At 51.3% G+C, this 12927-nt stretch carries 10 protein-coding genes; 5 read left to right on the top strand and 5 right to left on the bottom strand.

Translation table 11 applies throughout. The features are described from left to right. The first annotated feature begins 64 nt into the window (after positions 1-64). Positions 65-919, top strand: coding sequence for a CAF17-like 4Fe-4S cluster assembly/insertion protein YgfZ (ygfZ, locus tag NQF89_RS02245; protein WP_266137411.1), 855 nt, complete (start codon positions 65-67; stop codon positions 917-919). Beyond that, on the top strand, positions 900-1343 hold the full coding sequence (gene hisI, locus NQF89_RS02250) for a phosphoribosyl-AMP cyclohydrolase (RefSeq protein ID WP_266137412.1): 444 nt from the start codon (positions 900-902) through the stop codon (positions 1341-1343). The genes ygfZ and hisI overlap by 20 nt, the downstream gene beginning before the upstream one ends. A gap of 56 nt (positions 1344-1399) precedes the next feature. Here hisI and fghA read toward each other — a convergent pair whose 3' ends face one another. Continuing rightward, positions 1400-2251: an S-formylglutathione hydrolase gene (gene fghA / locus NQF89_RS02255; RefSeq protein WP_155579354.1), complete on the bottom strand. Its 852-nt coding sequence runs from the start codon at positions 2249-2251 to the stop codon at positions 1400-1402. Then, on the bottom strand, positions 2248-3369 hold the full coding sequence (locus NQF89_RS02260) for an S-(hydroxymethyl)glutathione dehydrogenase/class III alcohol dehydrogenase (RefSeq protein WP_155579355.1): 1122 nt from the start codon (positions 3367-3369) through the stop codon (positions 2248-2250). The genes fghA and NQF89_RS02260 overlap by 4 nt, the downstream gene beginning before the upstream one ends. 110 nt (positions 3370-3479) lie before the next feature. On the opposite strand from NQF89_RS02260, the gene NQF89_RS02265 reads away from it, so the two are divergent. The 3 genes from NQF89_RS02265 to NQF89_RS02275 all read left to right on the top strand — a co-directional run bounded on the left by NQF89_RS02265 (position 3480) and on the right by NQF89_RS02275 (position 5899). Next, positions 3480-4355 (top strand): bestrophin family protein, encoded by an 876-nt coding sequence (locus NQF89_RS02265; RefSeq protein ID WP_266137494.1) that lies wholly within the window; start codon positions 3480-3482, stop codon positions 4353-4355. A gap of 70 nt (positions 4356-4425) precedes the next feature. Beyond that, the gene (locus tag NQF89_RS02270; protein WP_099027284.1) at positions 4426-5016 is read left to right on the top strand and encodes a CarD family transcriptional regulator; all 591 of its coding nucleotides are present in this window, start codon (positions 4426-4428) and stop codon (positions 5014-5016) included. A gap of 82 nt (positions 5017-5098) precedes the next feature. Then, positions 5099-5899 (top strand): glucose 1-dehydrogenase, encoded by an 801-nt coding sequence (locus tag NQF89_RS02275; RefSeq protein ID WP_155573227.1) that lies wholly within the window; start codon positions 5099-5101, stop codon positions 5897-5899. A 72-nt stretch (positions 5900-5971) separates the two neighbouring features. Here the strand turns inward: NQF89_RS02275 and NQF89_RS02280 are convergent, their stop codons facing one another. From NQF89_RS02280 to NQF89_RS02290, 3 genes are all read right to left on the bottom strand, one after another. Continuing rightward, entirely contained in the window at positions 5972-6616 is a 645-nt protein-coding gene (locus tag NQF89_RS02280; RefSeq protein WP_155573228.1) for a YceI family protein, read from the bottom strand. A 72-nt stretch (positions 6617-6688) separates the two neighbouring features. Next, positions 6689-10867, bottom strand: coding sequence for a translocation/assembly module TamB domain-containing protein (locus NQF89_RS02285; RefSeq protein ID WP_266137413.1), 4179 nt, complete (start codon positions 10865-10867; stop codon positions 6689-6691). Further along, positions 10867-12918 carry an autotransporter assembly complex protein TamA gene (locus NQF89_RS02290; RefSeq protein ID WP_266137414.1) on the bottom strand — a complete coding sequence of 684 codons (2052 nt, stop codon included), beginning with the start codon at positions 12916-12918 and terminating at the stop codon, positions 10867-10869. Before NQF89_RS02290 ends, NQF89_RS02285 begins: the two co-directional genes overlap by 1 nt. Between the last annotated feature and the right edge of the window lie 9 nt (positions 12919-12927).

Below are 12927 nucleotides of genomic sequence, written 5' to 3' on the forward strand. Positions count from 1 at the left end.
AGATAATCTCTTGTATCTCACCCCTAAATGGGGCGAAACTCCCCACACCTAAGATTTCACTATCATGCGGACACTGATGAAGCGCAACCATCTTTCTCACCGTTCTGTCATTTCATTAACAGGAAATGAACGCGCAAGCTTTCTCCAAGGGCTTATCACTAATGATGTCCTCACTCTGCCACCACAACAAAGTTGCTGGGCGGCCCTCCTTAATGCACAAGGCCGTATAGAATCGCTCTTCTTTCTCTGGAAGACAGAAGACGCTCTCTATCTCGACATTACTGCCGCGCAGGCTGAAAGCATCATTAAAACACTCAAGCGGTTTCGCCTCCGGGCTGATGTGCAGATAGACCTAACAGAGTATGGCATCCTAACAGGTACGCCAGAAGATGCCCCCCCAGAACACACCCTCATCACCGTGACAGACCCGCGGCACCCTAGCCTTGGATGGCGGGCCATATGTCCCCCCTCTATCATCACGACACCTCATCACGACACGACATTAGCCTCTTTGGAACATCGCCTGACAATTGGTGTCCCTGATGATGCGGACATCATACCCGGCCAAACGCTCGTATTAGAAGCGAATATGGATTATTTGCATGGTGTCTCGTGGGAGAAAGGCTGTTACCTCGGCCAAGAAGTCACCGCTCGTACCCATTATCGTGGGCTTATCAAAAAGCGGATTTTGCCGATTTCATCACGAGATGGAACACCCTTCCCTGCTAATGCAGCTATCACGCTTGATGGGCAAGAGGTAGGCGAACTCCGCTCCTATAACGGATCTCACGGTCTTGCTCTGCTCCATCGCCGTGCTTGGGAGGCGACTAACCTTATGCTCGGACCATGCCCCATCACACTTAATTGGCCAGATTGGCTACCTCGTGAGGAGATGAAACATGACACAGCAGGACAATAAAGTGGAATGGGCCCCTATAGCCACGCCTATTTTGACAGAGCTTTTGGGAAAAGTCCGCTTTAATGAGCAAGGGCTTATCAGTGCCATTGCTCAAGATGAGAGCAGAAACGTCCTTATGCTCGCCTGGATGAATCGAGAGGCCCTGGCAGAAACACTCACAACGGGCCGGGTATGTTATTATTCACGCAGCCGCAAAACACTCTGGCGTAAAGGGGAAAGCTCTGGCCAAGTGCAGCATCTTCTTGCCGCTGCGCTAGATTGTGATTTGGATTGTCTCTTGCTGACTGTAAGACAAAAAGGTGTGGCCTGCCATACAGGGCGGCGTAGCTGTTTTTATAACGCCCTTACCCCTACCGGCCTCATAGAACTTACCGAGCCAGACATCACACCAGATGCCCTTTATGGGGCAAAAACATCATCATAAAAGGAAAATCCCCTTCCTCTTATACAACAGGAAGGGGATTTTTTATAATAAGGACCTTACAGCAAGCCTTTAGCGTGATGAGCGAGGTGATCTTTCACAAAGCTTTGCACAAACCAATAGGAATGGTCATAGCCTTTATGGCGGCGTAGCATGAGAGCTTGGCCTGCCTTCGCGGCCGCTTCCTCCAACAAATCAGGGCGTAAGCGGTCGAGGAACTCATCATCTGTACCCTGATCAACCAGCAAAGGCCCGGGATGAGTCTTCCCTGCGGCTAAAAGTAAACAAGGGTCATATTGCCCCCATTCAGCCTCATAGCCCCCAAAATAAGCCTTTGTGACTTTCTGGCCCCATTCGACACGCGCAGGGGCAGAAATAGGCGCAAAAGCGGAGACCGTTTGCCAAGCAGAGGCATCCCCCAACGCAATGGCTAACGCTCCCATCCCGCCCATAGAATGGCCCATAATGCCACGGCATCCCGCTTTAAGGGGGAAATGGGCTTCCATCAAAGCAGGAAGCTCTTTGCGGATATAGGAGCCCATACGATAATGAGCTGCCCAAGGGTCCGCAGTGGCGTCCAGATAATAACCAGCCGCTGTCCCTAGGTCGTAAGCCTCATCTTCCCCCGCGACATCTGCGCCACGTGGAGAAGTATCAGGCGCAATAAGGGCCAAGCCATGCGCTGCCGCATAGCGGATGGCATTGCTTTTAATCAAAAACGTATCTTGGTCGCATGTCAGCCCAGCCAGACAATACACAGCCGGGACAGCCGCACCCGCCACGGCACTTTCTGGGAGGAAAAGATTAACCCGCGCTGGCAAGCCTAGCTCACGGGACTGATGGGAGAGGAAGCGTACTTCCCCCCCACAACATGCATGGCTCTCAAGAAGTGTGAAAGGATTTGCCGTCATAATCTGTAATTCACGACATTACGAATCCCTTCGCCGCGCCCCATCATGTCAAAACCTTTATTGATGTCCTCTAGCTTCATCTCATGGGTGATGAGGTCATCAATATTGATGCGTCCTTCCATGTACCAATCAACAATTTTGGGCACATCCGTCCGGCCACGCGCCCCCCCAAAGGCGGAACCAATCCAACGCCGACCTGTCACAAGCTGGAAGGGACGCGTGCTAATTTCTTCCCCCGCACCGGCAACACCAATCACGCAGGAAACACCCCAACCGCGATGGGCACTCTCTAGGGCCTGACGCATGAGGCTAACATTACCCACACATTCGAACGTATAATCCGCCCCACCATTGGTCAGCTCAATTAAGTGCGCAACAAGGTCACCCTTCTCACCAAGCTCTTTAGGATTCACAAAATCTGTCATCCCAAACTTACGGGCAATGGCCTCACGCTCTGGGTTCACATCAATACCGATGATGCGGTTTGCCCCGACCATTTTAGCCCCTTGGATGACATTCAGCCCAATACCGCCAAGGCCAAACACAGCCACGGTGGAGCCTGCTTCAACCTTCGCCGTAAATAATACCGCGCCGATACCCGTGGTCACACCGCAGCCAATATAGCAAACTTTATCAAACGGTGCGTCAGAACGAATCTTTGCCAAAGCAATCTCCGGCATGACCGTGAAATTAGCAAAGGTAGAGCAGCCCATATAATGATGAACAGGCTTCCCTTTATAGGAAAAACGTGTCGTCCCATCAGGCATAAGGCCCTTGCCCTGTGTGCTGCGGATAGACGTGCACAGATTCGTCTTACGAGAGAGGCAAGACGGACATTCCCGACATTCCGGCGTGTAAAGAGGAATGACGTGATCGCCGGGTCTCAGATGCTTCACACCTGCGCCTACCTCACGCACAATCCCTGCACCCTCATGCCCCAAGATAGAGGGGAACAGCCCCTCCGGGTCTTTACCGGAGAGTGTATATTTATCCGTATGGCATAGCCCGGTAGCCATCAGCTCTACCAAAACTTCCCCTTCGCGAGGGCCTTCAAGCTGAATAGTATCGACAACCAGCGGTTGTCCTGCCTCTAAAGCGATTGCAGCGCGAACATCCATTGCGTAATTACCTTGTTTCCACAGTTTCTGTTATCTGGATTGTGCCACAGAATGAGCGGGCTTCAAGCCCTGATGTCATCACTGCTAATTTATGTGAGGATTCTGCCCCCGTGATCATCAAACGCCGGTACGGCTTCTCCATATTATTTAAGGAAATTATCCCCCCTCTCGTTATCCTGACAGGATGGGATTGCGTGGTTGTGATTCTCTTCCAAATCTTCCATCAGGAATGGATGGAGCAACCTGCCTTACCCTTCTCCCTGATGGGGTCGGCTTTAGCTATCTTCCTCGGTATCCGCAATAATGCTGCTTATGCGCGCTGGTGGGAGGGACGTACCTTATGGGGCTCTGTCACCAATAATTGCCGCTCTTTTGGCCGTGAGGTCGACTCCCTTCTCGGCGGAGCACCGGATCTTGCACGGGCTATGGCAGCCTATCCTTATATCCTCAAATCTTCCCTCAGTAATAATGAACCTGATGCTGTCATTCGCACATTGCTAGATGAAGATACCTATAACTTTGTATTTTCATGCGGCAATCCAGCTAATGCATTGCTTTATAAGCTGGGTCAGTCTGTCCGCCATCTTGTTATAGAACGTAATGTTGATGGTGCTGTTCATGGAACAGTGGATCGCATCCTCTCCGACCTTGCCAATGCACAAGGGGGGTTAGAGCGTATTCGTAATACACCATTACCGATTCAATATTCGATGCTACCGAATATCGTTACGCATTTATTTTGTATCTTACTTCCGCTTTCGGCTGTACAAACCTTAGGGTGGATTACTCCCTTAGGCTCCAGCATTATCGGGGTGCTCTTCCAAATGCTTGATAGAAGCGGGCGCAACCTGCAAGAACCCTTCCGCGATAGCCCTCATGCTCTACCTATGCTGACTATTAGCCGCACGATTGAGCGTGATTTGCTCCAACCCTTGGGGCAAAAGCCCCACCCCATGCCCACCCCACAATTTGGGCGTGTGCCGTAATAACGGTATAAAAAGATTAATCAATGCGTAAAAACAAGACAACTTCCTCTTTTTCTGGTAGGGTCGCTACATGAACAACAGCTTCAGAATGCCCCATAAGGGTGGTGTCACTGACGAGATGGCCCGCGCCGCCGCCGAGCACACTGCCCGTCAGAAAGACCCTGAGCAGGAAAAGAATCCTTTCCGCGAGGGAGACGCTATCGTTTACGCAGCCCATGGTGTTGGCCGGGTTGACCGCATCGGCGAAGAAGAAATCGCTGATACGAAGATCGAAATGATTCAGATTTCCTTCCCCGGCAATCAAATGACTTTGCGCATCCCACTGGCTAAGGCGCGCAAATCCGGCTTGCGTAAAATTGCAACGCGCGAGATTGTCGATAAAGCCATGGCTGTGGTCAAAGGTAAGCCCCATGTTAGCCGTGGTATGTGGGCGCGTCGTGCTGTAGCGTATCAAGAGAAGATTAACTCTGGCGATCTCGTCCAAATCGCCGAAGTACTGCGCGACCTCCGCCGCAATGTCGATAGTTTGGATGGTAGCTTCTCTGAGCGGAAACTTTTTGAAGCCGCACAGGAACGCTTTGTTGCAGAGCTTGCCGTGTTGGAAAATAAAGACCCCGGCAAAGTTTTGGATGACCTTACCCAAACGATGAAAAACGCTTGATTTTCCTCTCCCTCTCCCACAGGATTCCTGCTGGGAGGGGTTTTCCTTCCCACAACCCTAACGGGAAAGGTTTGAGGTTTATATGTCCACAAATCCATCAAAACGTTTTAAAGGGCAGAAGGTCCTCATCACTGGGGCATCTCAGGGAATTGGTGAGGCTGCTGCACAATATTTTGCCAAAGAAGGGGCCCGCGTTGCTATTAATGGCCGTAAAGAAGATAAGTTACGGGCCGTTTTAGAGACATTGCCTAAAGTCGAGGCAGGTGAACACGTCATCGCTACAGGTGATATTTCACATGAGGAGACAGTCCAAAAGCTCTTTAAAGAGAGTATTGAGACCATGGGCGGCTTGGATGTACTCATTTGCAATGCCGGGTATCAAATCCCTTCCCCTTCTGAAGATGTCAAATTGGCGGATTTTGAAGGTGTATTATCCGTTAATGTCACAGGGGTGATGCTTTGCTGCCGCGAAGCCCTGCGCTATTGGCTAAAACACGGGATTAAAGGGAGGGTTGTTGTCAACTCCTCTGTGCATCAATTAATCCCTAAGCCCCATTATCTAGGTTATTCTGCCTCTAAAGGGGCAGTCGATAATATGGTGCGTACATTAGCGTTGGAATATGCCTCCCGCGGCATCCGCGTTAACGCTGTCGCCCCCGGTGCTATTGTGACACCAATCAACGATTCATGGGTAAAAGACCCTGAGCAATATAAAGCCGTTGCCAGCCATATCCCTATGAAACGACCGGGTGAAAGCCAAGAAATTGCCGATGCTATGGGCTTCCTCGCTTCTGAGGAAAGCAGCTACATTACAGGGCAGACGCTCTATGTCGATGGGGGGTTAACCCTCTTTGGGGATTTTGAGAAGAACTGGTCTTCCTAATCCCTTACCCTAGGGTCTATGGAGGATGGTTTTCGTCAAGCGGCCATCCTCCGCAGCATCTAACTATAACTATTAATCGTCTTGATCTTTGGAGGCAGGCTGTACAGCCTGCCGCTCAAACGCACCAGCAATCCGCAATTCTACTTCATCGCTGATATATGGGACGAACATTTTAATCCCAAACTCACTCCGTTTGATGGTCCCTGTTGCGTCAAAGCCCACTGTGTATTGTTTATCCAGCATATTAACACCCGCCCCAATAAAATGAACATGCAAGGTCTCTGGGCGTGTTATCCCATGCAGGGTCAAGTTACCCGTTACAAGGGCATCATTAGGCCCTGTTTGCTTCACACTTACGGAGACAAACTCCGCCTTAGGGAATTGCGCGGCCCCTAGCCATGCGTCACTTTTCAATTCTTCTGTCAGTTTGCTGCTGGTTGTTTGGACAGAGGCAATGGGGAGAGACACTGTTAGACTAGAGGATTCAGGCTGCCGAGGGTCCAAAATAAGGGTGCCAGACGCCCCAGAAAACAACCCCTCATAAACAGTAAAGCCCAGATGCAAAACTGAGAAACTAACCTGTGTATGGAGAGGCTCGACCCTATAATACCCCCCTTGGATTGCCGCTGACTCACCGCTTACTTGGGCGAAAGCCGCTACCGGTGCGGCGCATGTTAATGCCATTGCGGCAAGAAGACTACGAGAGGTCAACAACATACCAAGGTCACCCTTTTTAGGACTGTAGAAACATAAATGTATAATTCTCTATCATCTTTACAGAGATGTCCCTTAATAATCTATCCCATAAGAAAGCCCAATGCTGGAGCCAGGGTCATTTTCTGGCGTGGTAAAGCCCGTCACTTGCCCGCCTGTACCAATAGTCGTGTTAAGTTGAAGCCTTTTTGTAAGGTCTACTTTTACCTGTGCTTGCGTCCCTTTACTGGAAAGCCCTTCCCTTGCGCCAACATAAACACGTTTTGTAATATATTTGCCAGCTTCCAAACTCGTACCGCCATTACCAACGCTACTCCCCCCACCTATAGCAAGATGATCTAACCCTAGGCCATTCCTCACCTTACTCATGGGGTCAAAAGCCGAGCCACCCCCAATCTGCACAACCGCCACCCCCAAAGATGCTAATTGAGCAGGCGATAAGGAGCTACGCTTTGTCCCAAAAAGCAAAATCGATAATACCTCATCGCGCGGTAATTGAGGGTTAGAAACAAACTCAAACTTTGGCTCACTCGCATAACCACGAACGAGCAAACTCGCTAATGTGCCATCCGCATTACGATCAGCGCGAAAATCTATTGTCGGATCTAATTTATGCACTGCACTAGCCCCAGAAAAACCAATTTCCCCCCGCGTAAAATTAAGATTAATCCCCGCTAAGTTAAAATTACCCTGCTTGAGGGAAATCCCCCCCGTCACAACGGGGGCCGTACTCAACCCTCCAATATGTAATTTCCCCTGCATTTCAGCAAAAAGCCCATGCCCACGCACAAATAATGCCCCCGGGGACATGACATTAACATTCAAGCCAATAATCATCTTGGGCGGTGGCTTAACTGGCGTCTTGGTTTGTTCTGGTGTAATAATCTCTAGTTGCGGCACAGAGGCCGGCATGGAATCCGGTATCGTGATGGCTGCCTCTGGGATAGTAACATCCCCCTCTACATCCAACCGTGTTGCTGCTTGGCCATAAATATGAAGCCGACTATCTATCAGCTCGGTCAATAAATCACTTTGAACTGGCTGCGCCTTATCCATGGTAAAATGAACATCCACCGGCAGACCGGGTTGTAACGCGCCAATCTGCCCCGTTACCCCTAAAGAGCCTTGCCCTGCGCGCGCGGTAAAATGCTCGATTGTGAGGCGATCGCCCTGCGCTTTGATGAGGCCATCTCCTGCCTCAACATGCACACCATCGGCATATTCCTCGAACGAGCCATTATGTAATTGAATTGACCCTGTAAGCTGCGGCTGTTTGAGAAGGCCATTTACGCTAAGGTCTAAGTCCAACTGTCCCCCGGCCCCCATACCATCAGCCCCTAAAAACGCATTGGCAATGGAAAGGTCCGCTCGTCCTTTTGCGGCTACAGCAAATTGTCCCGTAGGAGATAATGGCACCTTCCCTGAAAGTATGAAGACCAACGGCTCCCCCGCACGGAATGTCGTATGAAGGAGTGCCTGCGTCCCGGCTAAATCGGCCTCTATATGCAGTTGCCCCGCCGGTAAGGAAGCTGTCGCAGCACTGATGAAACGAAGACCGCGCCCCTCCACCGTAAACCGCCCGGTAGGAGAGGCTAATGTGCCGCGTAGTTTTGCCGCCGCAGAGACATCCCCCTCCGCCTGTAAAGCCGGTAGAAACGGTGCGGCTAGCGCGGGGGTGATATGTTCCAATCGCGCTTCAAGAACCAGATTTGGCTTTATCGTCCCGTTGAGGAAAACACGCCCAGCCACGCCATGAGGCGGGCTAAGCTCTACCGCCATATGCTCCACGGCGAGGTCCGCCCCATAACGCACAATGGCAGGGGCTGTTAATTTGAATCTATCGCCCTTTATAGACGCTAACGCCCTATCCACTCTAACGCTGTGCTCTGGTAGATGGAGCTGTGCGGCGGCATCAAACCGCGCAGGCGCGTGCATAACATTTTCAAACGCTCCACGGGCTTGCACATCCAACGCTGTTTGCGGCCCTTTGAGAGAAAGCTGTGCCGCCCCCGTTATTTCTTTAAACCGCACCCCTGTAAGATGCAGATTCATCACCACATTAGGATTCTGCGTTATATTATGTAAATCAGCCTGCAAATGCGCTGCCTTAACGGCATAATCTTTCATGAAGGCCTGACCATCAAGCGCAATCTGCATATGGTCATGCGCCGTATTTTCCATATCCACATGGAGATGCCCCGTAAGGGATTGGCCAATTAAGCGGCTAAATATATCCAATCGCGGCACATTAAGCATGACCTCCCCTTGCGGAACCATCGTCCCCGCTGGGAGCAACAAAGAGGCACGCCCCTGCGCGTCTTTCCACGCTAATTTATGGAGATCTGCTTTTATCGTCCCATCGCTCGCACGCTCAAATTGTGTATCTACAATAAGAGGTGCGCGATCCAACATGCCCTCTATATGTAACATCCCTTGAGGATGAGAAGGCAGATGCGCCACATCCGCCGTCATCTCCAACGGGGCTACAGGGAGGGAGGCTGAAGGATGAACAACGCCCAACGCCCCCGCAAGACGGGTATGGACTGCCATATCATCCAAAGGCCCTTGCAGCTCTGCCTGCAAGGCTGCATGGCCCCGCAAGACTTTGTGCAAAGCTTCTAAATCCGGCAATGATAGCTTTACAGAAGAAGATAAATGCCTCTTTGCATCAAGCTGCCCCGCCCCCTCTAGCTGAAAGCCACGCCCTGTTAGAGCTGCCTGCTTTACGAGGAAGGCACCATCATTTTGCTGTGCAAGATGGAACGTAAGGGTGCCTTTCGGCCCGATGAGAGCCATAAGAGGCGGAGGGCCTTTGTCTATACCAAATTGCCCCCCTAACGCCGCGGATAATGCTCCGCTTTGCCGTAAGGGTACGGTAAAATCCCCCAATAAATGCGCTGTCCCCTCGACCTTCTGCCCCATAAGGGCTGTGAGGTCTGGTAGTTTGTCTATAGCAAGCTGCACATGGCCAGAAAGCTGGTTCTCTACCTTCCCCGTAACATCTAACGCCATAGCCTCATGCTTGATATGAATCTGATACGGCTTTCCCTCTTGCTGGGGTGCAAGCATGGCCTCTATCGTCAGAGGTGCTGAAGCCAAAAGAGACGAAGCCTTACCCGGCAAGCTAATCCCATCAAAACGAGCGGATAAAGCGAGATGATCTGCCCCTCTGCCCACTGTCTTTTGACGGGAGGTTGTATCATCTAAAGCAGCGGCTAGGCTGTTTCCTTGCCCTTCAAATTGTACGGACATATGCCCAATACCCGCACCTGCGGCGAGCAAACCCGCCCCTTCTAACTTAACCGTGCCATAAGGTGCGCGGAGCGGGCCGTGAAGCTCCGCCTCCATCATCAAGCTCTCCCACCCCAAACCGGGGCGCAAGGTCATAGCCGGAGCATTGAGGGAAAAATGCAGGTCATGTGTATATTGGATGAGGTTTAGCTCGCCCCTCAATATAACTAACAGCGGTGTGGCCTGATGGATCATCGCCGCTTGTATGGCCAAATTGGTCTTTAAGGCCTCATAAGGACCCTCCGCCGTAACATCAATCGACAACGGGTCTAGCACACCAACCGTTCCCGGCATGGCGGCAAAACCATTTACGGATTCATCATAATGCACATTGCTCATCATCTGATGACGGTCCATCCGAAAGTGCAAGCGCAAATACGCTGGGTTATCTAACCGCTTCATGAACAGATGGAGCTGCATAGGCGGCGCATCTGCAAAAGAGATGGGCTTAGAGAATGCACTCACATCCTTTATCTGCATATCACCAGACAGCTGCATAGACACTGCTTGCCCCATCACAGATGGGCCGAGTGTCAAACGCGGTATAGCTAGCTTATCAAGCCGCACACCCCATGCTGGCAGGCCTGTCGAAGGATGAGATGATGGAGGTGATGGTGGGAAAACGGGGTTACGCTTATAATCAAGCGTCTCAGCAGCGATCGTGCGTACACGGATGGTTTTTCCCAGCAGATCGAATAAACTTAGACGCAGCTCTAGCCCACGCCCTTCCAACCAAATGCCTTGCTGGTCTTTCAAAACAATATGCGCCAAAGAGAGATGCCACGGCAAAACGCTTTGCATCCCCTCTATCGCCACCATCCCACCCGTCCAATTTGGGACTTTATGCTCAATAAAACGCTTCGTTGGGGGCAAATTGATGCCTATGAGAGCAACAATCACCACACAATCCAGCACAATACCTACATAGGCACTATAACGGAGAAACCTACGCCAAAAGAGCATCAAAATGTCTCCCCCAACCCTAAATAAAGTTCCCACCGGTCTCCCCGTTCAGCCCGATGAAGCGGGAAGGCGACATCCACACGCACAGGGCCTATGGGCGTAAAATACCGCACACCACCACCATACCCAACCCGTAGCTTACCATGCGCAGGGATAGAGCCTGAACTTACCTGACCTGCATCAACAAACCCAACTACCCCCAGATTCTTAGGCAGTCTTTGACGAAACTCCACAGTCCCTGCATCCATAGCTGTGCCACCAATCGCATATTTTGTATGTTGATATTGCGGCCCAACCCCTTGATACCGATAACCACGAACAGAGCCCGGTCCCCCGGCATAGAGCCTTTGGTCTGGTGGTAAATGCCATGTCGTTGCCCCTTGTACGGACCCAACCATTGCACGCAGGGCAATAACACTATTCCCCGGTTTGGTTAGCCCTAGATGGGTAAGGTCAAAATATGTGGAGGCCTGTGCATTCATAGGGATAAAAAAGGAGGTTTGATGCTCTAGCGATAAAGAAGGCGTCACCCCAATAGAGGCTTTCACACCATGAGTTGCTGGTTCAATCGGATTGGAGCGATGGGTGCCGTCATAGTCCAACTGAAGGGGAAGAGACGCGATGAAATATTCCGCCTTATGGCCAAATTGCCGAATATGCTCTTGTTCCACCGTAGCCCCTATACTGCCTGAAAGGTCCTTCCCTAACGGACGAGACACCCCACCATGAAGCAAGAAGGCCGTTTGTCCATAGGAATAAAGGAGCTGTCGAATCCCCTCCAACCGCACATTAAGCGTCTGACTACGTTTGAGAAAATCAGGCTTTGTAAAATCGACATAAGCGTCATAGCCCACACCTTGTTGTGCCGTACCGCCCAGCCCGGTTGCCAAAGCCGCAACACGCAACTGCTCCCCATTCCCCAAAAGGTTGCGATGCAGCCACGAAACACCTGCTCGCCCGCCAAGGTCAGTCGAATACCCAACATCGCCAGTGATACGATGGCGTTTGCCTTCATCAAAATCAAAGCTGAGAGGCAATGCCCCCTCTGCCCCAGCGGGTAAGGGAGGAGCTTTCCCTTTTTTATCAACCTTCCCTTTTGCTGAAGCCCCTTGAGGGGGCAAAGGCAGGACATAATCCGCATTACGTTGTTGGATGGAGGAAAATAGACCTGTACTCCCTAAATCCAATCGTGCTTGCTCAATAGCAGAGGGTTGATAAAGCTGCCCCTCTTTTAACGCTAAACGCCGCCTTACATATCGCTCCTTAACGCGCTTTAGCCCCTCCAACGCGATAGGGCCGACAATCAATTTGGGCCCGCGTTTCATCTTGATATAAACATCAATCTGATGATTCGGCCGCAACATCGCTTGGGGGGTCTGTACGTCTGCAAGGCCATACCCTTCCTCTTGCAGAAAATGAGAAAGCCGCCCTTGCGCTGCTAAAATATCCCCTGCAATGGCCGGTTGCCCTTCTTGCACTCCCATACTCTTACGCTCTGCTTCAGAGAGGCTAGGCTCTTTATCCTTCGCAAGCCCCTCCGCAGGCGTGGCCGCTAAGGGAGTAATAACAATCTGTCCTATCGTAAATTGTATGCCCGGTTCTGCTTGGATGCGCACCTGAACCTTATCGTCTGCTTCAGCCTCATTAAGGAAAGAAGCGAGGTCAGGAGCGGTCCCCTCAAGAGTTTTGCCATGGAGGGACACGCGCACCACAACACGCCCTGCATAATATCCACGCGACTGCAACGCCCCTTGCAAACGCGCATAATCCCCCCTTATGCGCCCTGCTAACGCATAAGGCCCCACATGCCGCGTTTTTTGCAAACTCACAAGCTGAGAGGCCGCTGCCATATTATCGCTAATGGTTGTATCATCTGTTTGAGCAATATCGACCTCATAAGCGACGCCCTTTTTGGGAAGGGCCTGCACCTTAGGGAGGCTGTCATTTTGTTCTGCGGCAAAAAGATGCGTTGGTACGATGAGAGAGACTATACACAGCACTCTCCTAACACCGCACAGTTTTTTATTGATGCCCTCAGTCAAACGCTGCACACCACCATA

This window comes from Bombella pollinis (assembly GCF_026385485.1).
GTDB classification, from domain to species: domain Bacteria; phylum Pseudomonadota; class Alphaproteobacteria; order Acetobacterales; family Acetobacteraceae; genus Bombella; species Bombella pollinis.

Bases quoted from the DNA above. Each gene is read 5' to 3' on its own strand.
- ygfZ (WP_266137411.1), top strand. From the start codon at position 65: ATGCGGACACTGATGAAGCGCAACCATCTTTCTCACCGTTCTGTCATT.
- hisI (WP_266137412.1), top strand. From the start codon at position 900: ATGACACAGCAGGACAATAAAGTGGAATGGGCCCCTATAGCCACGCCT.
- fghA (WP_155579354.1), bottom strand. From the start codon at position 2,251: ATGACGGCAAATCCTTTCACACTTCTTGAGAGCCATGCATGTTGTGGG.
- NQF89_RS02260 (WP_155579355.1), bottom strand. From the start codon at position 3,369: ATGGATGTTCGCGCTGCAATCGCTTTAGAGGCAGGACAACCGCTGGTT.
- NQF89_RS02270 (WP_099027284.1), top strand. From the start codon at position 4,426: ATGAACAACAGCTTCAGAATGCCCCATAAGGGTGGTGTCACTGACGAG.
- NQF89_RS02275 (WP_155573227.1), top strand. From the start codon at position 5,099: ATGTCCACAAATCCATCAAAACGTTTTAAAGGGCAGAAGGTCCTCATC.
- NQF89_RS02280 (WP_155573228.1), bottom strand. From the start codon at position 6,616: ATGTTGTTGACCTCTCGTAGTCTTCTTGCCGCAATGGCATTAACATGC.
- NQF89_RS02285 (WP_266137413.1), bottom strand. From the start codon at position 10,867: ATGCTCTTTTGGCGTAGGTTTCTCCGTTATAGTGCCTATGTAGGTATT.